This is a genomic window from Roseibium sp. Sym1 (assembly GCF_027359675.1).
Taxonomy (GTDB): domain Bacteria; phylum Pseudomonadota; class Alphaproteobacteria; order Rhizobiales; family Stappiaceae; genus Roseibium.
In genome coordinates this window covers 3,517,989-3,540,237 of sequence record NZ_CP114786.1, presented here as the reverse complement: position 1 = coordinate 3,540,237, position 22,249 = coordinate 3,517,989, and the positions used below count along the sequence as shown (strand labels likewise).

The window sequence follows — 22,249 nt, the reverse complement described above, 5'->3', positions numbered from 1 at the left end:
CCCTGGTGACCGGCAGCAACGAAATGGTGAAGTCCCTCGCCCCCGACGACGGGAGGGGCATTTTGCCCCTCCCGTTTCCTGCCGGCAGCCTTTCACTCAAGCCGCCTGCTTGCCGGACCTCTGCAGGGCCTGGTCGGCCGCCTTGCCGGAGAGTTCGGCCATGTGGTCGAACTCCGAGGTGTAGCTCGCGACCCCGGCCGTGGCCGAGCGCAGCTCGACGATCAGGTCGCCGATCTCCGCTTCCGGCATCAAGGCCTGCACCTCGTCCCAGCCGGGCCAGTCGGGCCGGGCATCGAACCCGAGGAGTTGTCCGCGCCGCGCGGACACGATGGCGTTGACCTTGGCCGTGGCATCGCTCGGGCAGGCGACCACCACCTTGTGGATCGGCTCCAGCAGGACCGGCTTGCAGTCCGGCAAGCCTTCGCGGATGGCCAGGATCCCGGCCATCTTGAAAGCCTGGTCGGAACTGTCGACCGAGTGATACGAGCCATCCGTCAGGCAGACGGACACATCGACCACCGGAAAGCCGAGGGGCCCCTGGCCCAGGGCGTCCAGAACGCCGTCACGGACCGAGGGGATATACTGCTTGGGCACCACGCCACCGGTGATGGTGTCGGTAAACTGGACCCCCTCCCCGCGCGGCAAAGGCCCGATCTCCAGCACGACGTCCCCGAACTGGCCGTGCCCTCCGGATTGCTTCTTGTGGCGGCCCCGCACCTTGGTACCCGACCGGATGGTCTCAGCGTAGGGCACATGCGGCTTGTGCGCCGCTATGTCGAGACCATACTTGCCGGCAAGCCGTTCCTGAGCGACCCGCAGATGCATCTCGCCCTGCCCCGCCAGAAGGGTTTCCGCGGTGGTCTGGTTCTGGCTGACGATCAGCGAGGGGTCTTCTTCGGCAAGCTTCGTCAGCGCCGAGGACAGACGCACCTCGTCCTTTCTCTGTGTTGCCGCGATGGCTGTCGCCAGCACCGGACTGCGCGGTCCGTTCTCCTGCGTACCGGCGGCCCCGCCGGCCTCAAGATAGAGAAGATCACCCGTCCTGACGTCATCGAGCCGGCCGAGACCCACCAGGTCGCCCTTGCCGGCGGTCGCGATCTTGCTCGCGTGCTGTCCGAAAATCGAAAACAGCCCGGATACCTTGATTTCCTGGTCCCCGTTCAGGAACAGGCTGTCGCCGTCGGAGACAGTGCCCTCCAGGATCCGGGCGATGGACAGCTTGCCGCCATGCTGGGTATGCAGCGTCTTGATCACCTGGAGCGCAGTCCGGTTCCCGCCATCGAGAATGCGGCGCGACAAAAGGTCAACTCCGGGAACCTCGTGGCGCAGGGCCTTCAGGAGGCGGCTGACACCATTGCCATGCTCGGCGGATCCGAAAAACACCGGACAGATCAACCCGTCGCGCATTTCGTTCACCAGGTCCGAAAACACCTGATCCCGGTCGGGTGCAATATCCTCAAGAAGAGCTTCCATCAGATCGTCGTCATGATCGGCCAGATGCTCGAGCATGGTGAAGCGGGCCTCATGCTCGCGGGTCCGGTCCGCGTCGGACATGTCGATCTGCGTGCTCTCTTCCTTCTCGTGATAGACATGTGCCCGTTCGAGGGCCAGGTCGATGAAGCCGGTCGCCTGGCCGTCTTCCCAGATCGGAATCTGTCGAAGCACCAGCGGCACGGCGGAAGCCGGTTGCAACACGCCAAGCACATCGCGCACGCGCCGCGTGCTCTTGTCGATCTTGTTCAAAAACAAAACCCGCGGGATGGCGCGGGCTTCTAGGGCTTTCAGGATCAGCTGCAAGGCGGGAACCTTGCGCTCGTCGTCCTCCGCGACAACCACCGCCAGATCCACGCCGCTCAGCGCTCCGTCCATTTCGCTCAGGAATTCAACCGATCCCGGACAGTCGACAAAGACGAACCGGTCCCCCAGAAAATCCGCATCCGCAACATTCACCTCCACGCTCATGCCATGCGCACGCGCTTCCGGGGACCCGTCACCCACCGTGTTGCCGTCGGAGACGGATCCCTGCCTGGCGACCTTGTCCGTGCGTGCGAGCAACGCTTCCAGCAAGCTGGTCTTGCCGCTGCCGAACGGTCCCACAAGGGCGATGCAGCGCGGCGCGCCGCCGGCAGAACTTCCCTTTCCATTTGTCGTGATTGCCATACTGAGCCTCCCGTTTGCTCGAGGATAACCTCGTGACAACGCGGCTCGGCCGGCGAAAAGAACGGGTGACCGAAGGACTTGCCCAGCGGCTCAGCCCGCTCCAAAGACGCGGGCCCGCCGCGTCTCGCCCGGATGGGATCGAAGGCCTGTGATCCGGCACCTCGGTGCCTTGAAACCGCATAGACGGCCTTGCGACCAGGGGCGGTCATTCATGGTCGCGCCGATGCCTGTCCGAACGCAAGGGAAACTTACGCGGCAGCGCAGCAATTCGGGAAAGTGCATGAAGGTTCCCGCGTCAATGGAATGGACACCAATCGACGACGCGCTAATGTTCTAGGCATGACATTCGCCTCGTTGAAGGACACAATCATGAGACGTCTCCGGCCATTGATGACCGCTGTCCTCCTGTCGGCGTACCTGGTCGCCCCGTCTGCCGGGCAGACCAACACCCTGCGCGGCCTGTCGGATTCCACCCCCAACAGGCTTCCTTCCGCCCAGCAGCAACTCAACCAAAACCTCAATCGCCAACAGTCGGACTTCTCGACCCGGCAGCAGATCGACAGTTCGAACCGGCTTAACCGGACAGACCAGATCAACCGGCTCAACACCCAGCCACGCAGCAGCGACTCGCCATGCGCCGGCGCCAATGAATCCTGCCGGGAAGCGGAAGAATAGCCTCCGGCGTGAAACTCGGTTTCAACGGACCGCCGCCACTCCGGGCTGCCTGACCGTCCGGCCGCAAACTCCTCAGATCAATACGTGTCGTTGCAATTCGAGGGCGGAGCGCGCTCGAAAGAGCGCCTGCACATGTTAAGGGCAACATTGGCAAAAATTTGCGCATTTCTTTCGACAAAATTCTCAATATTATTTTCGAGATTTTTTTCTCATTCGTTTTCGACAATTTTTATCTTAAGAAAACAGGCACTTATACCAAATGCTTCAAGAAAGTAATTTCTTGGCACAGCGTTTGCGATCCAGGATTTCGACAACGTACCAACACAGTCGCATCTCGGCCGCCTCGCCCCGTTCAATCAGGTCCGACCAAAACGGTTTTCCCCGTTCCTGTCGAAAGGGAGCCTGCAGGCCGGCTGACCAGCGCAATTTGATTTCTGGGAGCTTGCCTCATGTTAACCGCCCAAAGCGGACCTCGCCTCGAAGCCCTTCTCGCGGATTTCCAACCGGACTTTGAGTTCACGCCGCCGCCGCTCTTCCCCGAGGAGGAGTTTTCCGAAAGGCTCCGGCGCATCCGGCGCGAAGCTGTCATCGCCGGTCACGACGTGCTCGTTGTCCACACCGACATGATCGGCTGGTTCCACACGTCCAACGCCTATCTGCGCTACATCTGCGACTGGATGAGAGAAGGCGTCCTGATCATTCCCACCGACAGCGACAAAGACCTCACGCTGCTGTCCTTCTTCACCCAGTCGGTCGTTCTCCCCCCTGCGGGCGAGCCTTTTCTGGTCGACCGGATCCTGCAGATCGGCGCCATCGGACGCGAATATTCGGACAGGCCCGGCTCTTCGGACGTCAAGACGGCCGAAGCCTGCGCCAAGGTGCTATCGGATCTTGGCCTGTCGAAGGGACAGATCGGCTGCATAGGTGATCCGGCAGGCACGGTTTTCTTCAAGACGCTTGAGGATCTCCTGCCCAAGACCGGCCTTGTAAAGGATCATGCCATTGTCGACCGGATGCTGCGGGTGGCCTCGCCCAGGGAAAGGGACATGTTCCGGGCGGCCGCCCAGCTCATCTCGATCGGCCTGCAGGCGGCATATCATGTCACGCGGCCCGGGGTTACCGACGCCGAAATCTATGCGGCCTTCACCTACGCGCAACTGGCCCGCGGCGGCGAGACCGGCGACGGCTACCAGATCGGAGTCAACGAATACGGCACGCATTGCGGCAAACCCTACGGCCGCAAGGTGCGCGCCGGCGACCTGATCAACCTGTACATCTCGAATGTGACCTATCGCGGATACAATGCCCAGGCGGCCCGCATGATCGGCGTGGGAAACCTCACGAAACGACAGGAAGACATTCTCGCGGTCTGCACCGAGGGCGTGAAACGGGCGGAAAAACTGATCCGGCCGGGCACCCTGGTCCGTGATGTCAACAATGCAGCCTTCGAACCCTATATCGAGTTCGGCCTGCTGGACTCCGCCGAAGCCAGAACCATGCCCTACAACTGGTCTCCCGGGCCCGACGGCGGGCCAATCCCGGTTCCGCGCCTGGAGGTTCCAGACAGCGACTGGGAGGCGCAGGGGGGCCGGCTGAGGCATGTCTACCCGGCGACCGATGGTCCTCACAATCCCAATCTCGGACATTCGGTCGGCATGGCCGGCTCTCGCACGAGCTACAATATCTCGTCCCACAATTACGCCCGGCTGGAGGAAGGCATGGTCTTTGTGCTTCACACCCAATGGCTGGAAGCCCAGTCGGCCGGCTGCAATGTCGGGGACTGTTACCTGGTCACCGCCGACGGCTTTGAGAACCTCAGCCGGCACACGCCTTTGGAAACACACCGGATCGCGGCGGACTGAACCCCTTGCATGCCGTCCCGCACAGCTTGCGCCCGCCTGGTTTCATGCGGGTGCCGGCAGCCGCCGGTCAGCTCGCCGAGTAGGACTTGAGCACATTGACGAAGCTGTCCAGGTCTCCGTGGTTGGGGGTCAGGCGCACGCGTCCTTCAAGATCCGCAAGATGTTCTTCCATCAGTCTTTGAGCGTTTTCCAGGTCGCGGTTTCTGATGGCCGTCAGAATGTTCCGGTGATCGCCGCAATTGTCGCGCGGCTGGACCTTGTAAAGCTCGTTGACCAGAGCTACGCGTGCCAACACCTTGCCCAGCATCTCGGTCAGGACATCGTTTTTTCCAAGTTTCGCGAGCTCTATGTGAAACTGCGGCGCCTGACCAAATCTTGCTTCTCCGCCATCCGTATTGTCCGGAAGGTGCGCTTCCTCCTCGTTCAGCTGCTCCAGGCGATCGAGGCCCTCGGCATCCGCACGTTCGACGACGAGCGCGAGAATGTCGCGCTCCAGCGCATAGCGTGCTTCGAAAAGCTGTCTGGCTTCCGTCACGGACGGCTCGGCGACAAAGGCCCCCCGGTTCCGTTTGCGTTCCACAAGCCTGTCACGCTGGAGGATGTCGAGCGCTCCGCGGACGACTGTCCGGCTGACACCGAAATGATCGGCCACGACATCATCCAGGATCTTTGACCCGGGCTTCAACGCTCCCCCGCTGATCGCGGTTGCCAGCGTGTTGCAGATCCGGACGACCACCTCTTCGGCATCATCGGCGCGACCGCCTGCTGCCGGCGTGTTACGGGCTTTCAACTTGCTGGCAGCGCGGGTTCGCTTGGCCATCGTCAGATCTCCGATTCTCAAAAATTGAGTGCACAGATAGCGCAAACTTTCCTGCTCATAAATAGGGCAACGTGTCGAAAATTATGCGCATTTCATCTCGACAAGTTTGTCGATAAAAGTCTCGAAACTTTTTTCGAGTTCAAAATTACCAGAATAAATCGTTCTTGTCCAACAGGTTATGAGAAAAACTCCTCAAAGAAAAAATATTGGCACGCAGATTGCGAATCAATCGCCATGTACCATTCATCAAACAGGCTGTACGTGCAAAACGGAACAAACGCCCTCGCGGTCCGGGGACTGACCCACTACTACGGCAACACCGCTGCCGTGGAGGATGTAAGCTTCGAGGTGGCAGCCGGGGAAGTGACGGCTCTCCTTGGGCCGAGTGGATGTGGCAAGACCACTGTTCTCAGGGCAATCGCCGGTCTTTTACCGGTCAAGCCAGGTGTCATCAGCCTGGCCGGCAAGGACCTGGCACCGCTTTCCGGCCGCGCGCGCGGCATCGGCATGGTGTTTCAGAACTATGCCCTGTTTCCCCACCTGACCGTTGCCGAAAACATTGCCTATCCGCTGACCTGTCATGGCTGGTCAAAGGCCCGCAGACGAAGCCGTGTCGCCGAGCTCCTGTCGACTGTCCAGCTGGAGGGCTTTGAACGACGCCTGCCTCGCGAACTTTCGGGAGGCCAGCAACAAAGGGTCGCCGTTGCCCGGGCGATCGCTGTGGACCCCGCCCTCCTGCTCCTGGACGAACCCTTCGCGGCCCTGGACCGGGCGCTCCGGATGGACTTGCAGATGGAGCTTGTCCGGCTGCAGCGGACCCTCGGCATCACCACGCTGATCGTGACCCACGACCAGGAAGAGGCCCAGTCGCTCGCCAGCCAGATCGTTCTCATGAACAAGGGGAACGTCGAACAGATCGGCTCGCCGTCGGAGGTCTATGACGACCCGTCAAGCCTTTTCGTGAACGGCTTCATGGGCCACGCCAGCTTTCTCAAGGCCAAAGTGGCGTCGCGTCCGCATGAAAACGCCGTCCTGACGCTTTCGACGGGTGAAACGCTGCAACTCTCGCGCCCCCTGTCCATGGTCTCTGGCTCCGACGTGGTGGCAACCGCCCGGCCCGAAGGGGCGACCCTGTCTTCAACAGCAGCGGAAAACAGCCTGAAGGCGGTGCTGCTGATGAGCATCCCGCATGGCCCCAACGTCATTCACAACCTTGCCCTGCAAGACGGCACGGAAATCAAGGTTGTCGAAGCCCGTGACACATCGAAGGTCACCGGCCCTGCCTCGGCTTCGGTCTTCGTCACGTTCGACGTCCAGAAGCTACATGTCTTTCCGGCTCCCGAGAAGCATCAAGACTTTCCGGCCGGTTTCCAACCGAAAACCTGAAGGAGAATGCGCATGTCTGTCCTCAATAACAAACGCCGGCATCTCGGCAAACTTGCAGCCGGAGCTCTCGCGCTGACACTGTTTGCCGGACAGGCGATGGCCGAGGGGTCGATCGTCGTCGCAAACTTCCCGAACAACTGGGAAGACGCATACCGCAAGGTCATCAAGCCCATCCTGGCCGAGCAGGAGATCGATCTGACGATCGCGCCCGCCCTGACCACGCTCCAGATCGGCAACACGCTTGCGGCGAAAAAGGCCGGCGCACCGCCCCCTTACGACGCGCTTCTCCTGTCTCCGGGTGACACGGCTGTCGCAATCGACAACGACCTGATCATGAAGATCGATCCGTCGAAGCTGAAGAACTGGGACAAGCTGGACCCGATGTTCCAGACCGAATACGGCCCGGTCGTCACCGTGGAATTCTGCGGCATCGGCTACAATCCGGATCTGGTTCCCGCCCCCTCCGGCTACAAGGTTCTCTTCGAGGATCCGGCCTACAAGGGCCTTGTCTCGCTGGGAGGCCTGTCCAACACCGAGATCATGGCTTTCAGCGAGATCGCGCGGATATTCGGTGACGGTCCCCTCGACATGGACGCGGTCTTCGAACTCATCAAGGAAAAGAAGGATCACCTGGGTCCGTTTGTCGACACGACGACACACCAGATGACCATGTTCCAGCAGAACGAGATCGGTGTCTTCATGGCCTGCACCAACAACGTCGCCAAGCTGCAGTCGCTTGGTGTCAACGCAGAGTTCGTGGCGCCGGAAACCGGCATGCCGGCCGTGCCTGTGGTGATCCACATGACCAAGGGCAATGCGGATCCGGACGCGGTCTATGCCTATATGGACGCGGCGATCTCCGCCCAGGCGCAGAGTGAACTGACGGCGCCTCCCGTCGAACTGTTCCCGACCAACAGCGATGTCGAGCTCACCGACAGCATCAAGCGCTTCGTCACCAAGGACAAGGTCGGATCCTTCGTCTATCTCGACTGGGTTTCGGTCGCCAAGAACCGGGATGAGTGGACCAAGGCATACGATCGCGCCGTGAAACAATGATCCAGTCGCTCAAGACAGGCGGTCTGCCGTTCCTGATACCGATGTTGCTGCTGTCCTTTGGCGTCTTCATCGTGCCGTTCGGAGTGCTGACCGCCTACAGTCTGACTGCCGGAGAGGCCCCTGGCCTCTTCGGCAACTACATCGTTTTCTTTTCCGATTCCTTCAATGTCAGGGTCGTGCTCGACACCATCAAGCTGGCGGTGCTGGTCACGGTAGGCGTGACAATCGCGGGAACGCCGATCGCTCTTGTCTACTGGCACGGCAGCCCGCTGGTCCGCCAGACCGTGATCTTCCTGACCTTGCTGCCGCTGCTGACCAGCAATGTGGTCCGGACATTCGCCTGGATCGTGTTGCTCGGCCGTGAAGGCCCCTTGGTCGCGATGACCAACGCCCTTGGCATCACCGAGGCGCCAACCACGTTCATGTTCACCGAAGCCGGCCTCATTCTCGCGCAGACGCAGATCGAACTGCCGCTTCTGGTCCTGCCTTTGATCGCGGTCCTCTCGCGCGTTGATCCGCGCCTCGTGGAAGCAGCCCAGGTCGCCGGGGCCGGTCCCTGGCGGATCCTCGCAACGGTGCTCCTGCCGCTGTCCCTGCCCGGCTATATCGCGGGCTGGATCCTGTGCTTTGCCAGCGCCACGACAAATTTCGTGACCCAGACGTCAATCGGCGGTGCAAGGCAAATCTATCTGCCGCAGTTCGTCTATCGCGAAGTCAGCACCCTGTTCGACTGGCCCAGCGCGGCGGCCATTTCGCTCATTCTCGTCATCTCAACCGGAAGCGTCATGCTCGCCCTTGCCATGCTGGCGCGCCATCCGAGGCTTGTTGGACATGTCTGAATCCCGGAACCTGAGAACCTCCTCGCTCTCCTACGGCGCTTTCGTCGTCGGCGGAGGCGGCCTGTGCCTGATTTTCCTGATCGCCCCCGTGGTCGTCGCGATCCTGCTGTCCTTCACCTCCGGAAAGACACTGCAATTTCCGCCCCCGGGACTGTCCTTGCAGTGGTACGAAAGACTGATCGACCCGGTCCTGTCCGAACGAATCCACGTCGCAGCCTGGAATTCGACGAAAATCGCCCTGCTGGCGGTGTCGCTGTCTGCGCTGGTCACGGTTCCCGCGAGTTACGGGATGGTCCGGATCCGCACCCGGCTCGCAAACGGCCTCGAGCCCTTCCTGCTTGCTCCCCTGGTGCTGCCGAGCCTCGTCTTCGGCATCGCCCTGCTGATCACCGCCTCGCTCCTGGGGTTCCGGCCGTCTGTGCTTCTGGTCGTGGTCAGCCATCTTGTCGTGTTCGGACCACTGATGTTCCGCACCACCGCCGGGATCGCGGGACGCCTCGATCCGGGCCTGGAGGAAGCCTCGATGCTCCTGGGGGCGTCGCGGTTCGCGACCTTCCGGCGCATCGTCCTGCCATTGCTGGTTCCCGGTGTGCTCGCCGGTGCCTTTCTGATTTTCGTGCAATCGCTCGACAACGTGTCCATGACGCTGTTTCTGGCACCGCCGGGGACATCGGTCTTGCCGCTTCGCATGTACGCCATGCTCGAACAGGAACTCGACCCCAGGATCGCCGCCATTTCCGGTGTCCTGATCATCGTCTCCTTCATCGCGCTCGTCGCGGTCCAGAGATTTGCCCCGTTGCTTCGCGACAGGGACGACACCGGGAGCAACGCGGATGAGTAGCGCGCCATCTCCCCTTGTGAAGGACGCCAGGACGCTGACCCTCGCGGGAGGCCTCGCCGTCCTCGAGGCCGCCATTCGAGAGGCGGAGCGGATCGGGCAGCCGATGTGCATCTCGGTGGTCGACACCGGCGGCAACCTGCTGGCCTTCGGGCGCATGGACGGGTCCAAGGCCTTGTCCGAGATCTCCACCAAAAACAAGGCGGTCACCGCCGCCCTGTCGAACGAGCCCACGGGCGGCGCCCACGCGGATGTCGAACTGCAGGTGACGCTCGCGCAGGAGAACAAGTGGACGAACCTGATCGGCGGCCTTCCGATCCGCGTCGACGGCTACGTGCTGGGCGCCGTCGCCTCGGGTTCGGGAACCGGAACGCAGGACCTTGCGGTTGCCCGGGCCGGCGCCGCGGCGATCGAAGGGGCGGACATGTTCGAGGACTTCGTTCCCATGGGCGCAGAGGACACGGGCATTATCCGGGGCAGTCATCCTGAAAAAGTGCGCGGGTGAGCCGGTGGGGCTGTCGGAACAGGAGCGCTCACCCGGCGCCGCGCAGATCGCGGCACGCGTGAGAGCCGGAACCCTGTCCGCGCGCCAGGCAACCCGGGACGCACTTGCCAGGATCGAAACCCTTGATGCGTCCCTGAACGCCTTCTGCGCCCTGGATCCCGAAGCGGCCCTGGAACAGGCCGACGCCGTGGACGATCGCCTGGCGGCCGGAGACCCGGCCGGTCTCCTGGCTGGTGTCCCGGTGGCGGTCAAGGACCTGATCGCAACCCGGGGACTGCCAACGACCTTCGGCTCGCCGCTATACGCGGAGCACATCCCGGACGAGGACGATGTTGTCGTGGAACGCCTGCGGCAGGCAGGCGCGGTCATCATCGGCAAGACCAACACTTCCGAATTCGGCTACGGCGCGGTCGGACACAATCCGGTTTTTCCCACGACCCGCAACCCCTGGAACCCCGGGAAGACACCCGGCGGTTCGAGTGCGGGGTCGGCCGTGGCTGTCGCCAGCGGGATGGTGCCCCTCGCCCTGGGAAGCGACGGCGGCGGCTCCGTCCGCATCCCGGCGGCCCTGACGGGGACCGTCGGCTTCAAACCCTCCTGGGGGCGCCTGCCGCTCTATCCGGGATGCCGCGACGAAACAATGCCCGGAGCGTCGGGCTGGGAAGCGCTTGAGCATATCGGACCGCTGACCCGCACCATCGCGGATGCCGCCCTCGCCATGACGGCTCTGTGCGGCCCTTCTTGCAAGGACCGTCACTCCGTCCCCCTGGAGGATATCGACTGGTCGGACTTGTCGTCCCCGCATCTGCCGGAGGCCCGGCTGGCCTTCACACCTGACCTCGGGTTCGCAAAGGTCGATCCCGAGGTGGCCGCCATGGCCGAAAGGGCGGCGCGGGATCTGGCTGATGCCCTCGACTGCCAACTGGACCTCGCATCGCCCGGGACCGGCGATACCCAGCCGGCCTTCGAAGCGCTGGTCGCACTCGATACCGACCGCAAGGGTCTGACCGACATGGCCCGTCAGTCAGACCACAGGTTTGGATCTCCGCTCCGCGACCTTCTCGAAAGGGAGTGGACCGCGGACGAGTTCACCTCGGCCATTCTTGAACGCAAGCGCATCGCGAACGCGATGTGGCGCTTCATGGCAACCAGAAACTTCCTGCTGACCCCGAGTGTCGCGGTCGGCGCGTTTGGGCTGGATGTCGACGGACCGGCGGCAATTGCGGGCACCCAGGTCCCGGCAACGGCCTGGACCCCGTTTTCCCCCCTCGCCAACCTGACCGGCCAACCCGCCGTCTCCGTACCCGCGGGTTTCACGGCCGAAGGCCTGCCGGTCGGCTTGCAGATCATCGGCCGGCATCTGGATGACATCGGAGTGCTGCGCGCCGCCGCGGCCCTCGAGCGTGTCCGTCCGTGGTCTCACCAATGGCCAACCTGAGAATTCGGCATCAGGCCGGTTGCCGCCATGCCCGTCCCGGGGCAGGTTCACCGGAAGGCAGCTGGATCGGTCCCTAGTTGATCCGCTCCAGGGTCAGCTTGCTCACCCCGAGGGTCAGATTGGTGCCGGTCTGGCTTTCCAGGCTGAACGGATTCAGCGCGATGGAGCGGTCGAACCCGCCGATCAGTGCGTTCGCCTTGATCCCGGCACCGACGCTGGCTCCGGCGGTCAGGCCGCCATAGGTCCCGGCAAGCAGGCCCGGCTTGCGGTTGGCGGACGGCGCCAGGACGCCCCAGACCAGCGTGCCGCTGTCGGTCTTGCCGATATCCAGACCGTAATCGCGCACCTTGCCGCGGTAATATTCCACGGCGCCGCCGTCGGCCGGGTCAAAGCTGCATCCGAGGGTCGCCGAAGACCCGACGATGAAGCTGTGCTCGCCTTCCACAAGGCATTTGAGCGTACCGATCTCGACCGTCGGGCTCTCATCCGAGGCAAGTACCGGCGCCGCTGTGGTGAAGAGGAAAGCGGCAAGGACTGGTTTCAGAAATCGCATGTCAGGAAACTCCCGGTCTGAAAGGCAAGGCGAACCGTCGGCGCGTTCCACCTTGCCTTGATATGGTCCGTCATCACGTCAAAATCACGGCAACGGCGCTTTCAGGCGGACAGTTCCACGTGTTGGGGCGCGCCGGATACGCCTGGCGCAAGCAGGACTGCTGCGGCTGTGTCGTCCAGCCAGCGGGCCAGCAGCAAGCGCCGGCCGATAATCAGCACAGTGAGTGTCGCCACGACCGGCAGAAGCGCCCTGCCCGGCACCGCCAGCGCCCAGGCCGCCCCCGCAGCGGACACGCAGATCATCGACAGCGAGAGGCGCGTCCGAAGCCGTGCCGCGAGTTCCGGGACACCGGCAAAGCCGGCAGGCGTAAACAGCGTCAGCGCCACACCGACAAGCGTCACCGTCAACAGCACGGCGCCATGGGAATAGGGCACCAGCAGTTCGGCAATGCTCCTGTCGCCGAACCGGAACATGCCGACAATCAGCGGCGTGACAACAAGCATGTGGCAATTGACGCCGAGCAGCACCGGATGCATGCGTCCCTTCAGGATCCGGAAAACGGCAAGAACGGCAAACGCAAGGCCGCAGCCGATCCATCCGGCGAGTTCCAGATCCCCCGACTGCCGCCAAGTCAGGATGAACGCAATCGACGGCAGGCCCTCGAGAACTTCAAGAATGATCCGGGTTTGACGGGAACTGGCCATGCGGGGTCCTGAGACGCTTTTCGGGAGGATTAGAGTACGGATTCATAAAGACCGGCTCCGCGCGTGTAAACAGGAAGCGCTCAACACATGCGTGTCCCGGGGAGGTTTCCCCAGCCGACACATGGACGCTCTGACCAAAAAAAGGGCGGCCGAAGCCGCCCTTTTTCGAACCACCTGAGGTCCGGTTCTATTTCAGATTGCCGCAAAAGCGCTGGATACGGGTGCAGGCTTCTTCCAGAGCTTCGGTGGAGGTCGCGTAGGAAATCCGGAAATTCGGGCCGAGGCCGAAGGCCGAGCCGTGGACGACGGCGACGCCTTCGGCTTCCAGAAGTTCCGAAACAAAGTCCTCGTCGCTCTCGATCACCTTGCCGGAAGGAGCCGTCTTGCCGATCGTGCCGGCGCAGGACGGGAACACGTAGAACGCACCTTCGGGAACCGGGCAGCTGATGCCGCTTGCCTGGTTCAGCATGGAAACCACCAGATCGCGGCGGCCCTTGAAGATCTCGTTGTTCTTCGGAATGAAATCCTGGGTGCCGTTCAGGGCCTCGACCGCCGCCCACTGGGCGATGGAGCACGGGTTGGAGGTCGACTGGGACTGCACCTTGGCCATGGCCTTGATGAGATCCGCCGGGCCACCGGCGTAGCCGATGCGCCAGCCGGTCATTGCATAGGCCTTGGAGACACCGTTGACGGTCAGCGTGCGCTCGTAGAGCGACGGCTCGACCTGGGCCGGCGTGGTGAACCGGAAGTCGTCATAGACCAGGTGCTCGTACATGTCGTCGGTCATGATCCAGACCTGCGGATGCCTCTTGAGGACCTCGCAGAGCGCCTTCAGCTCGACCTCGGTGTAAGCGGCACCGGACGGGTTGGACGGCGAGTTGAAGATCAGCCACTTGGTGCGCGACGTGATCGCCGCCTCGAGCGAGTCCGGCGTGATCTTGAAGGTCGACTTGTCGGCTTCCACGATCACCGGCTCGCCGCCGGCCAGGAGAACCATGTCCGGGTAGCTCACCCAGTAGGGTGTCGGGATGATGACCTCGTCGCCCGGGTTCAGCGTCGCGATCAGGGCGTTGTAGAGCACCTGCTTGCCGCCGGTTCCGACGGTGATCTGGTTGGTCGCGTAGGTGAGGCCGTTTTCCCGCTTGAACTTCTCGACGATGGCGGCTTTCAGCTCCGGAATGCCGTCGACGGCGGTGTACTTGGTCTTGCCGTCGTTGATTGCCGCGATCGCGGCCGCCTTGATGTTGTCCGGGGTGTCGAAATCCGGCTCGCCAGCACCCAGGCCGATAACGTCGCGGCCTGCGGCTTTCAGCTCGCGTGCCTTGTTGGTGACGGCGATGGTCGCAGAAGGTTGTACACGCGCCAATGCGTCAGCAAGAAAGCCCATAATGTCCTCCAGGGGAAACGGGAATAACAGCGCGCGGACCGTAGATCCGTGCGCTGCGGAAAACAAGAGCCTGTCGCGCCATGCAGGACAATATTGCGTAGATTAGCTGCCAAAACTGGTGTTCGCACCGAGCCGTCGGCAGCATTTCGTCACTCCCAGTCTTAGTCATACGTGGAAAGAACGACTTACGCATGTCGATGATTGATCACAAGGCAAACTGCGAAGACGAAAAACGGACAGACAAAGATGTTCTTAAACACGAAGTTGACGCGGCGGGTCTTCGAAAGCAAGCCTACGACAACAGACGTATTTCAGCCTGGAGACGAGAGGTATGAACGGACGCTCTTCTGCCTGATCCAAAGCACCTGGCCCTGCCTCAGCTCCGCAATCGCGGCCTTTGGCTTGACGCAAAGGACGCCCAGGCCTCATAGTAATTAAGACAATATCTTCATTTGTCTCTAAGCTTATCTTTGCAAGCGTAACGGGGGAACGCATGCGCTATTTTCTTTTCGTTCTCTGTTTTTTCCTGACCGTTTTCAGTTTCTTTTCGCCAGCAACTGCGCAAGACAAGCGGGTCGCCCTTGTAGTCGGCAACAGCAGCTACAGACACGCCGCACCGCTGGACAATCCAATCAATGACGCCAACCTGATTGCAAACAAGCTGACGGACCTTGGTTTCCAGGTGCATTTGGTCCGCGACGCAAGTTTCTCAGGTTTTACGGACGCGCTCAGGGCATTTGAAGAGGACTTGCAGTCCGCCTCGACCGGCATGTTCTATTTCGCCGGGCACGGCATGCAGTTTCGTGAAGAGAATTACCTTTTGTCGACCGACGCAAAGATCATTGACCAGCAAGACGTCGTCACCAGCGGTAAGAACCTGAACAGCATCATCCAGATGATGGAAGCACGCGTGCCTTTGAGCCTCGTCTTCATCGACGCCTGCCGGAACAATCCGTTTGCTGACAATCTCCGAAAGAAGCTTGCCAGCAGAGCCCGCGCCCTGGGGCTCAATCGGGGTCTGGCCGTGCCGGAAAGAACCGCCAATTCTCTTGTCGCCTTTGCCACGAAACCAAACGAAGTTGCCTTGGACGGCGACAGCGACAATTCCCCCTTCACCATCGCGCTGGCCAAACACATCACTACCCCGAACATCGAAGTTTCGACCATGTTGAAGCGGGTGACGCGCGACGTTCTTGATCTCACCGGTCAAAAACAGCGGCCTGAAGTGGTCGCGTCGATGTCCTCAGAATTCTATTTCTTTCATAACAGCGCGCTGATTGCCCCGGTGGTCACCTATGACAATGACGTCGAACGGGAGGCCGCTGCGACGCTGGCGCTGAGGGAAGCGGTCGGCAACAACACCATCTTGGGTTATCGCACCATCATTGAGCGCTTTCCCAAAACGATGGCGTCCGACGTTGCCGATAAATTACTGAAGGATCTTCAGAAACAGACGATAGAACAGGGCCAGGCCGCGCAGTCGCAGCAGGGCAGCGACTTGTCTGTGTCGACACAGACCCTGCTTGACCGCATCGGCGAGGCGAGCCGCACCGGCGCAACCGTCACCGTTGCCAGCGCGTCTCCTGAACAAATCGAAAGAGGGCTCGGCCTCGGGGCCGAAGGCTACAAAAAGGTTCAGGCCGCGTTGAACATGCTGGGCCACGATGCCGGCACGGCGGACGGGGTTTTCGGAACAAAGTCCCGGTCGGCGATGCGTGAATTCCAAGTCGCGTCCAGGATCGAGGACACCGGCTTTATCGACCAGGAGACCTTGGTCCAGTTGATCCGCGTTTTTGAAGAAACACCAAAGGCGTATGATGGGATCTGGGCCCTGGAAGTTCACCGCTTCAATCCCCATCCTGAAGACCCGTACCAGATCAATGGTAGAACCCTGCTCTCATCGGCGCGGCTTAGGTTTCGCGAAGACCAGTTTTTTCTTTTGGACTGGAAGAACTATGCCGGGGAGTCGCGCAACGATGACAGAAACCCATTTGCCAATTTCAGGGGCGTGGTCTCGAATGGCAACAAGCTAAGCATGCGCCTGGAAGCGGACTTCCTGTTCCAGAAAAAGAAAACCAGAACTGTCGAAATCAGGGGAACCATGCCGCAGTTTGTGGCTTACGATTCTCGGTTGAATTTCAACGGGCCGCGCCTGGAACGTGTTGGCCCGAAAGACGAAACCTGGGTTCGCCTCGAACTAAAGCGGCTACCGCCTGAAAACCAACAGTGACAGTTGGCGTCGACGCAGTGCTTGATGCCTGCTCACATGCGAGTTTCCAGGATCAGTTTCGGCTCTTTCGTATCCTCGTCGATCAGGCTGCACTTGAACCGCTTCTTTTTGGTCTGACCGTTGAGGATCGTTACCGGCACCGACACGGGCACATCCGCCCCCTGCTTGGCCGAACTCAGCAGCTCCGTATAGTTGCTCGGATGCAGCAAGGTTTCGGTGATCGGCTTGCTGTCGATGACTTCCGGGGTCAGATGATAGGTCTTCATGGCGGCGGCATTCGCGGCAATGATCATGCGCGACTTGCCGTTGACCACGAGAATAGGCGAGCTGCACGCCTCGAACACCTTGGAAAAATCGACATCGCCGCCCATGTGGCCGGCGGAAAACAGCACGCCGCCCACGGTGCCGCCGATGCGGAAATACATGGCATCATATTTGAGATCGATGCTGTCACCGCTTGCAAGCAGGAACTTGCCACGGCCAGTCGCGCTCGCGCGGCGTGTCAGCGAAGCCAATGCCAGGGAGACGATTGTCCGGCCGACGCGGCCCTGGATATGGGCAATATTGCGCCCGAGGATAAGACGGGCATCCTCGATCTGGAAGGTTTTCAGAAACCCGTTGCTGGCGAAACGCACATAACCGAAATTGTCGACCAGAAGCACCACCCGGGTGGACGAGGCGACAAAATGCTGCAGGATCGGCGCCAGGCCGAGTGCGACCCGGCCCGGATTGTCGTCGTTTTCGCCGATCGACGGAAAACAGATGGCAAGGACGCGGCCGTCCGGCAACTCGTAGCGGTAGGAAACGATCGGAATACCGGGGATGCGATGGTCGGGGCCGCCGCCGACGTCGAACGGTCCGGCCTGGCCCTCGCGAATGGCGCCCTGCACCAGATGCAGGATTGTCTTGCGGTCTTCGGGAGACAGGTGGCGCAGCGCCTGGTTGGACGGCGCTTCCTGGAGATCCTTGACCTCGCTGTTGAAATTCTGCGAGCCGACTTCGTGCCAGATAATCGTCTTCTTTGCGATATCGGCAATGAAAAACTGAAGGCCCGCCAGCGACAATGCCGGCAGCTCTCCCTCCGCTTTTTGCGGTATATCCGGCTGAGCCGCAGTGTCTTTGGGCTTTTCAGCCATGGCGCTCTGCGCTGCGTTGATTGTCATTCAAAGCCTGATCTGTTTGAAACGGCATTCCCTGCCAGCAAGTATCCTTGCCAAATGCAAACAAACACTAAAATCGCGCTTTAAAATCCCTGACCACTGTCAATTCCTGCGAGAGATTACCAGTAGATTTTAATTAAAATTGGAATTGTTATTGACAGTTCCGACAGGGATGCACGGCGGACACTTCCAGATTGCTTTTACAATACAACCATTTCGATGGCCCGCCCGGATGACCATTGCTTTGCCTGGCGTCAGGACCCAAGCGACACGCCGCCTGCCGCCCGGTTTTTTGGATACATGGCCGCAGGGAAATCGCGAACGCCGCAAAAAGGTCATGAAAACACACGGCGCATGTCCAATTCACGTCCGCGTGCCGGCGCAATTGCAACCGACATTGAAACCGTCCAAAGCGGATGGAGGTTCCCATGGAAGAGCACAAGACCGACCGGCAGCCGCAATCGTCTCAGAACACAAGCTTCCCACCGGCTTTGCTGTTCATGATTTCGGCGGGCCTCCTGATGCTGATGTCCGCAATGGATCCGTCCCTGGCCCTGCCATTGGTGGCCTTCGCGGCCATGGCGGCCGTGACCCGTTTGCTGGGACAGCGTCTTTACAAGGACCTGACCGGGGCCTCCGGACAGGTCAACTGACCAGCGCTTCCCTCAGGATGCCAATTGGTTTCAACAGGTTGAACTCGCAGATATCATCATGTCCCGCGCCGATAACACAAAGCCTCGCAAGCCTTCTTCGCACAAGACCGACCTGCATGAGGCTCGCCCGCTGCTCCAGGCCATTTTCCTGGGCATTGTCCTGGCGAGTGCTCTCGTGGCCGCGGCGGCCATGGCAACCCCTCGGGACATGGGCGGCACGTCCCCTCAGTCCCCGGCGGTGCAGAGCAGCCTGCCCACTTCACGCGGCGGATAACGGCACCGGCTTCGTTCGACAGGCGTTGCCCTTGGAACGACGGTCCCGGACATACCGTGACAAAGCCTGAGGCCCGGCACCTGCGCATCGCACATGTGCCAGGCCCCAAGTGCCCGGTCCGCCCCCGGATTGGTACACGCTGCGCTGGCCGTGTCTGTCGCGGCCCCTGTCTGTCGCGGCCAAAGGCAAACGACCCGTCATATAAACCAGGTCCCACCTCAACCGCGATGCGGCTCCGGCGCATCGTGTTCTGATTGCCTTTGATCCCGCTCAAGGACAGGCAAGTGTTTGTCGGACAAGTAAAGCAACATGGCGCAACGCCCGCAAGTCAGATGACGCGGCGGCGGTGACGCCGCGCCGCGGATTAACCGGCAGCCCGTTTACGGCCGTTGAATTCCGGGGATAACCTGGGGAAAGCCCCGCCTGCAGCGGAGAGGGAAATCGCAACATGACCATTGCCAACGGCCAAAAGTGGATCGATAAAGAAAAAACCGGTTTGTCGGAGGCAGCAATGGACATCAACCTCACACTTTCTGCGGACACGATCCGCCTGCTCGCGCAAAAAGCAAGGGCCGTGGCGTCCTCCCTCGGGGACAGCTTCGAGGACGGCCACGAGGGCGATGTGGAATTCGATGCCGACTCCCTGGAGGAAGGCCACAACCACGATGGTCTCGCCGAGGAGGAAAACGACGACCTTTCCGACGAGGAACTGCGCGAACTGATCGAAGACCTCAATGTCGACGAATCCGCGGAACTTGTGGCGATCACCTGGATCGGTCGCGGTGATTTCGATGCGGAAGATTTCGACCAGGCAGTGGAGGAAGCCCGCGAACGCGCGGTCGGCCCCACCGCCAAGTATCTTCTCGGCATGCCAATGCTGGCGGACTACCTGGAAGCCGGACTCGACTCCCTGGATCTCTGACCCCGCATTTTCTCAGATTTTTCATCAGGTTCGGAAAGGTCAACCGATGCCGGCAAACTTTGCCGCTTCCTCCACAAGTTGACGCTTTCCTTGGGAAAACCGGTTAGGAACTGATTTACCATCTTTCCGCCGCCGGGCATTTGCCGCAGTCTTGCCCTGCTTTTGGTTGGGATCGGGAGAGCGCTGCATCGATGGCGATGCACACAGGCTGCTCTCTCGAAATGGGAAAGTTCAGCGGTTTGCCGGTCGGGTTCGACAGGGAGCCTGCTGATCACAGGAGTTTAAGGGCAATGCTGCAAGACCCGGCGAACCAGGATGTGTTTTCAGCCCATCGTCCGTCACCCTGGCCATTCGTGGGTGGCATGATCGCCGCCACGGCCTTGATTACGGCGCTGGTTGTCGCGTTCGGCAGCTAGCTCTATCCCTAACGGAATACCTCTTCCTGCACCGGGCTCACGACTTGCCGGCCCGCGGACCTGGTTTCCATCGGAAAGAACCTTGGATGCCTACAACGCGTCTGGCCGTGATCGATCTCGCCCGCGGCCTCGCTGTTGTCGCCATGGCGGTCTATCACCTGTCCTGGGATCTGTCCTGGTTCAGTCTGGTTGACTGGCCGGTCGCGCAAGGGCCTGGCTGGCGGCTGTTTGCCGGGTCGATTGCCGGCAGCTTCCTGTTTCTGGCCGGTGTCAGTCTTGACCTCGCCCACCACAACGGCATTCGCTGGCAGGCCTTCTGGCGACGCCTTGCCATGATCATCGCGGCGGCCGCGGCCGTGTCTCTTGCGACCTATTTCGCCTTCGGCAGCAGCTTCGTCCGGTTCGGCATCCTGCATTGCATCGCGCTGTCCAGCCTCATCGCGCTGGGGTTTGTGCGCTTGCCGCTGTGGAGCGTCCTTGCAGCCTCCGCGGTGTTTCTGACCCTCCCCCTTTGGGGCGCCTCGCACGCGTTCGACGGCGAAGTCTGGTTGTGGACCGGTCTCGGCACCCCGACTTTCGGCAGCGTGGATTACGTGCCGGTGGCACCGTGGACCGGCGTAACGCTGGCGGGCCTGGCACTGTCCCGCGCCTTTCGGGTCCTGAAGACCTGGCAAGGGCTCTCGCGGTTCAGCTTCTCCAGCAGGATCGGCCGGGTTACACGCCTGGCCGGCCGGCATTCGCTCGCCATCTATCTCCTGCACCAGCCGGTGCTTTACGGATTGGTCTGGATTGCCGTGCAGGCAAGCCCCGCGGCGGATCGGGTCGGCGCCGCTTTTGTCAGCAACTGCACGGCGGCCTGCCAGGAGACATATGACAGGCCTGAAATGTGCGAGAGCGCCTGCGGCTGCACGCTGGAACGGCTGAAAGAGGACGGCATCTGGACCGATCTGACCGCACAACCGGACAACGCGTCCCTGCGCAACCGGCTGAACACCCGATACGCCCAGTGCCTTGCCGATCCGGAACAGCCTCCCGCGGTCAATTGAGCATGTCCTGCAGGCGACGCAGCGCCCTGTCGTGCCGCGCGGCCGCAAACGGCCTGTAGATCTCTTCTTCGCGCCCCGCCGCCAGCTGTTCCAGAGCCCAACAGGCCGATACCGCGTCGCATTTCGCCTTCATCACCTCAAGCCGTGCCGGGGTCGGACACAGGGCTCCCGCCGCGCGGTATCCTTCAAGAAGGTGACCTTCCCGGTCCCCGGTGAAACCGTGTTCCAGGATGGCGTAAGCGAGGTCCCAGGCCGGATCCGCCATGGCGGAATATTCCCAGTCGATCAGCCAGAGCCTGTCTGCCGTGGCAAGGAAATTGCCAGGGGACGGGTCCCCGTGACTTGGCACCCGGACGAGCGTTTCCTCACCGCCCCCGGCATCTACGAGCGCGCGCTCCAGCAACGCGAAGTCCCGCAGCAACCCGGGTTGGCCGGACAGGCTTTGGCGTTGCGTCGCCAGAACCGCGTCCGGGCTGAGCACGTCCTGAAACACGGCGCCCGAGGCATGCAAACGACCAAGCACCGCTCCGATCCGCCATGCCAGGTTCGCCGGCGGCCGGTCCGCGACGATGAGGGCCCGGGTCAACAGAATGCCGCTCGACACATCGCAGAAGAGGGCAGGTACTGCCAGGTCAAGTTCCACCGCAAGCTTCAGATTATGCGCCTCGGCCATCCGGTTGACGGTGCCGGCACTGCCTGGCGCCGGCAGACGCAGGAAAAAGTCTCCTAGCTCCGCTTGCAGCCGGAAGACCCGGTTGGTCAGGCCCGGCTGCAACACGGCGGCGTGCGGCTCGCCGCACAGGTCCTTCAGCTGTGGAAATGCCCGGAACGCCTCAACAAGTTCGGCGGCGGCGACATCTGGTGTTTCGGAGGTGAGCTGTGGCACAAGCGGACAGGGACCCGGGACAAGACCGAAAGGAGAGAGGTGACCATGACGAATGTTCCCTCGCCGCATATCATCATTACCTACTGCCGCCAATGCAACTGGCTGCTCCGCTCGGCCTGGATGGCCCAGGAAATCCTGTCCACATTCTCTGAAGAGACCGGTGCCGTGACGCTCGTTCCCGGAACCGGCGGTGTCTTCACCATCACCTGCGACACCAACACTGTCTGGGACCGCACCACGGATGGCGGGTTTCCGGAAGCCAAGATCCTCAAGCAAAGGCTGCGCGATCTGTTGTGGCCCGACAGGGACCTGGGACACAGCGACAGGCCCAAGCCGGGGAAATGAGTCCTGCACACCCAAACCATTCTTAAACATGTGCGGGGATACAATCGGTGCGTGGATACAATCCCGGCCAGGCGAATCGCCTGACAAGACGAAA

General features: G+C 61.5%; 22 protein-coding genes. 15 read left to right on the top strand and 7 right to left on the bottom strand.

Annotation, left to right across the window (positions count from 1 at the left end):
* Positions 1–96 precede the first annotated feature (96 nt).
* Positions 97–2,160, bottom strand: coding sequence for an elongation factor G (locus O6760_RS16045; RefSeq protein WP_269580722.1), 2,064 nt, complete (start codon positions 2,158–2,160; stop codon positions 97–99).
* 369 nt (positions 2,161–2,529) lie between these two features.
* On the opposite strand from O6760_RS16045, the gene O6760_RS16040 reads away from it, so the two are divergent.
* Entirely contained in the window at positions 2,530–2,835 is a 306-nt protein-coding gene (locus O6760_RS16040; RefSeq protein WP_269580721.1) for a hypothetical protein, read from the top strand.
* Between the two features lie 449 nt (positions 2,836–3,284).
* A complete protein-coding gene (locus tag O6760_RS16035) occupies positions 3,285–4,697 on the top strand; it encodes a M24 family metallopeptidase (protein ID WP_269580720.1) in 1,413 nt (470 codons plus the stop codon).
* Between the two features lie 67 nt (positions 4,698–4,764).
* On the opposite strand, the gene O6760_RS16030 is transcribed toward O6760_RS16035, so the two are convergent.
* Positions 4,765–5,517: a GntR family transcriptional regulator gene (locus O6760_RS16030; protein WP_269580719.1), complete on the bottom strand. Its 753-nt coding sequence runs from the start codon at positions 5,515–5,517 to the stop codon at positions 4,765–4,767.
* Between the two features lie 261 nt (positions 5,518–5,778).
* Here O6760_RS16030 and O6760_RS16025 point away from each other — a divergent pair, with 261 nt between their 5' ends.
* Genes O6760_RS16025 through O6760_RS16000 form a run of 6 tightly spaced genes read left to right on the top strand, consistent with a single transcriptional unit; the run spans position 5,779 to position 11,579 of the window.
* Positions 5,779–6,903 (top strand): ABC transporter ATP-binding protein, encoded by a 1,125-nt coding sequence (locus O6760_RS16025; RefSeq protein ID WP_269580718.1) that lies wholly within the window; start codon positions 5,779–5,781, stop codon positions 6,901–6,903.
* Between the two features lie 12 nt (positions 6,904–6,915).
* Positions 6,916–7,959, top strand: coding sequence for an extracellular solute-binding protein (locus O6760_RS16020; RefSeq protein WP_269580717.1), 1,044 nt, complete (start codon positions 6,916–6,918; stop codon positions 7,957–7,959).
* A complete protein-coding gene (locus O6760_RS16015) occupies positions 7,956–8,798 on the top strand; it encodes an ABC transporter permease (RefSeq protein ID WP_269580716.1) in 843 nt (280 codons plus the stop codon). Before O6760_RS16020 ends, O6760_RS16015 begins: the two co-directional genes overlap by 4 nt.
* Positions 8,791–9,639 carry an ABC transporter permease gene (locus O6760_RS16010; RefSeq protein ID WP_269580715.1) on the top strand — a complete coding sequence of 283 codons (849 nt, stop codon included), beginning with the start codon at positions 8,791–8,793 and terminating at the stop codon, positions 9,637–9,639. Before O6760_RS16015 ends, O6760_RS16010 begins: the two co-directional genes overlap by 8 nt.
* Positions 9,632–10,141: a GlcG/HbpS family heme-binding protein gene (locus tag O6760_RS16005; protein WP_269580714.1), complete on the top strand. Its 510-nt coding sequence runs from the start codon at positions 9,632–9,634 to the stop codon at positions 10,139–10,141. The genes O6760_RS16010 and O6760_RS16005 overlap by 8 nt, the downstream gene beginning before the upstream one ends.
* A gap of 4 nt (positions 10,142–10,145) precedes the next feature.
* A complete protein-coding gene (locus O6760_RS16000) occupies positions 10,146–11,579 on the top strand; it encodes an amidase (protein WP_269580713.1) in 1,434 nt (477 codons plus the stop codon).
* A 73-nt stretch (positions 11,580–11,652) separates the two neighbouring features.
* On the opposite strand, the gene O6760_RS15995 is transcribed toward O6760_RS16000, so the two are convergent.
* The 3 genes from O6760_RS15995 to O6760_RS15985 form a co-directional block, all read right to left on the bottom strand.
* Positions 11,653–12,132 (bottom strand): DUF992 domain-containing protein, encoded by a 480-nt coding sequence (locus O6760_RS15995; RefSeq protein ID WP_269580712.1) that lies wholly within the window; start codon positions 12,130–12,132, stop codon positions 11,653–11,655.
* Between the two features lie 101 nt (positions 12,133–12,233).
* The gene (locus O6760_RS15990) at positions 12,234–12,836 is read right to left on the bottom strand and encodes a hypothetical protein (RefSeq protein ID WP_269580711.1); all 603 of its coding nucleotides are present in this window, start codon (positions 12,834–12,836) and stop codon (positions 12,234–12,236) included.
* Between the two features lie 187 nt (positions 12,837–13,023).
* Entirely contained in the window at positions 13,024–14,223 is a 1,200-nt protein-coding gene (locus O6760_RS15985; RefSeq protein WP_269580710.1) for a pyridoxal phosphate-dependent aminotransferase, read from the bottom strand.
* Positions 14,224–14,716: 493 nt separating this feature from the next.
* On the opposite strand from O6760_RS15985, the gene O6760_RS15980 reads away from it, so the two are divergent.
* Positions 14,717–16,453 (top strand): caspase family protein, encoded by a 1,737-nt coding sequence (locus O6760_RS15980; protein ID WP_269580709.1) that lies wholly within the window; start codon positions 14,717–14,719, stop codon positions 16,451–16,453.
* Positions 16,454–16,485: 32 nt separating this feature from the next.
* Here O6760_RS15980 and O6760_RS15975 read toward each other — a convergent pair whose 3' ends face one another.
* Entirely contained in the window at positions 16,486–17,616 is a 1,131-nt protein-coding gene (locus O6760_RS15975) for a hypothetical protein (RefSeq protein WP_269580708.1), read from the bottom strand.
* A gap of 425 nt (positions 17,617–18,041) precedes the next feature.
* Between O6760_RS15975 and O6760_RS15970 the strand changes: the two genes are divergently transcribed.
* The 5 genes from O6760_RS15970 (at position 18,042) to O6760_RS15950 (ending at position 20,924) form a co-directional block, all read left to right on the top strand.
* Positions 18,042–18,266 carry a hypothetical protein gene (locus O6760_RS15970; RefSeq protein ID WP_269580707.1) on the top strand — a complete coding sequence of 75 codons (225 nt, stop codon included), beginning with the start codon at positions 18,042–18,044 and terminating at the stop codon, positions 18,264–18,266.
* 58 nt (positions 18,267–18,324) lie between these two features.
* On the top strand, positions 18,325–18,540 hold the full coding sequence (locus O6760_RS15965; RefSeq protein WP_269580706.1) for a hypothetical protein: 216 nt from the start codon (positions 18,325–18,327) through the stop codon (positions 18,538–18,540).
* A 511-nt stretch (positions 18,541–19,051) separates the two neighbouring features.
* Entirely contained in the window at positions 19,052–19,462 is a 411-nt protein-coding gene (locus O6760_RS15960) for a DUF3775 domain-containing protein (protein ID WP_269580705.1), read from the top strand.
* A gap of 191 nt (positions 19,463–19,653) precedes the next feature.
* Positions 19,654–19,878, top strand: coding sequence for a hypothetical protein (locus O6760_RS15955; protein WP_269580704.1), 225 nt, complete (start codon positions 19,654–19,656; stop codon positions 19,876–19,878).
* Positions 19,879–19,964: 86 nt separating this feature from the next.
* A complete protein-coding gene (locus O6760_RS15950; protein ID WP_269580703.1) occupies positions 19,965–20,924 on the top strand; it encodes a DUF1624 domain-containing protein in 960 nt (319 codons plus the stop codon).
* Here O6760_RS15950 and O6760_RS15945 read toward each other — a convergent pair.
* On the bottom strand, positions 20,917–21,810 hold the full coding sequence (locus O6760_RS15945) for a choline/ethanolamine kinase family protein (protein ID WP_269580702.1): 894 nt from the start codon (positions 21,808–21,810) through the stop codon (positions 20,917–20,919). The two genes, O6760_RS15950 and O6760_RS15945, sit on opposite strands and share 8 nt — an antisense overlap.
* 45 nt (positions 21,811–21,855) lie before the next feature.
* Between O6760_RS15945 and O6760_RS15940 the strand changes: the two genes are divergently transcribed.
* Entirely contained in the window at positions 21,856–22,155 is a 300-nt protein-coding gene (locus O6760_RS15940; RefSeq protein WP_269580701.1) for a SelT/SelW/SelH family protein, read from the top strand.
* The last annotated feature ends 94 nt before the right edge of the window (positions 22,156–22,249 follow it).

What these genes read in the sequence shown, in the direction of transcription:
- O6760_RS16010 (WP_269580715.1), top strand. Translation starts at nt 8,791, where the DNA reads ATGTCTGAATCCCGGAACCTGAGAACCTCCTCGCTCTCCTACGGCGCT.
- O6760_RS15990 (WP_269580711.1), bottom strand. Translation starts at nt 12,836, where the DNA reads ATGGCCAGTTCCCGTCAAACCCGGATCATTCTTGAAGTTCTCGAGGGC.
- O6760_RS16015 (WP_269580716.1), top strand. Translation starts at nt 7,956, where the DNA reads ATGATCCAGTCGCTCAAGACAGGCGGTCTGCCGTTCCTGATACCGATG.
- O6760_RS16020 (WP_269580717.1), top strand. Translation starts at nt 6,916, where the DNA reads ATGTCTGTCCTCAATAACAAACGCCGGCATCTCGGCAAACTTGCAGCC.
- O6760_RS15970 (WP_269580707.1), top strand. Translation starts at nt 18,042, where the DNA reads ATGGAAGAGCACAAGACCGACCGGCAGCCGCAATCGTCTCAGAACACA.
- O6760_RS15960 (WP_269580705.1), top strand. Translation starts at nt 19,052, where the DNA reads ATGGACATCAACCTCACACTTTCTGCGGACACGATCCGCCTGCTCGCG.
- O6760_RS15980 (WP_269580709.1), top strand. Translation starts at nt 14,717, where the DNA reads ATGCGCTATTTTCTTTTCGTTCTCTGTTTTTTCCTGACCGTTTTCAGT.
- O6760_RS15940 (WP_269580701.1), top strand. Translation starts at nt 21,856, where the DNA reads ATGACGAATGTTCCCTCGCCGCATATCATCATTACCTACTGCCGCCAA.
- O6760_RS15955 (WP_269580704.1), top strand. Translation starts at nt 19,654, where the DNA reads ATGGCGATGCACACAGGCTGCTCTCTCGAAATGGGAAAGTTCAGCGGT.
- O6760_RS16040 (WP_269580721.1), top strand. Translation starts at nt 2,530, where the DNA reads ATGAGACGTCTCCGGCCATTGATGACCGCTGTCCTCCTGTCGGCGTAC.
- O6760_RS15975 (WP_269580708.1), bottom strand. Translation starts at nt 17,616, where the DNA reads ATGACAATCAACGCAGCGCAGAGCGCCATGGCTGAAAAGCCCAAAGAC.
- O6760_RS16005 (WP_269580714.1), top strand. Translation starts at nt 9,632, where the DNA reads ATGAGTAGCGCGCCATCTCCCCTTGTGAAGGACGCCAGGACGCTGACC.
- O6760_RS15985 (WP_269580710.1), bottom strand. Translation starts at nt 14,223, where the DNA reads ATGGGCTTTCTTGCTGACGCATTGGCGCGTGTACAACCTTCTGCGACC.
- O6760_RS16030 (WP_269580719.1), bottom strand. Translation starts at nt 5,517, where the DNA reads ATGGCCAAGCGAACCCGCGCTGCCAGCAAGTTGAAAGCCCGTAACACG.
- O6760_RS15965 (WP_269580706.1), top strand. Translation starts at nt 18,325, where the DNA reads ATGTCCCGCGCCGATAACACAAAGCCTCGCAAGCCTTCTTCGCACAAG.
- O6760_RS15950 (WP_269580703.1), top strand. Translation starts at nt 19,965, where the DNA reads ATGCCTACAACGCGTCTGGCCGTGATCGATCTCGCCCGCGGCCTCGCT.
- O6760_RS15995 (WP_269580712.1), bottom strand. Translation starts at nt 12,132, where the DNA reads ATGCGATTTCTGAAACCAGTCCTTGCCGCTTTCCTCTTCACCACAGCG.
- O6760_RS16035 (WP_269580720.1), top strand. Translation starts at nt 3,285, where the DNA reads ATGTTAACCGCCCAAAGCGGACCTCGCCTCGAAGCCCTTCTCGCGGAT.
- O6760_RS16045 (WP_269580722.1), bottom strand. Translation starts at nt 2,160, where the DNA reads ATGGCAATCACGACAAATGGAAAGGGAAGTTCTGCCGGCGGCGCGCCG.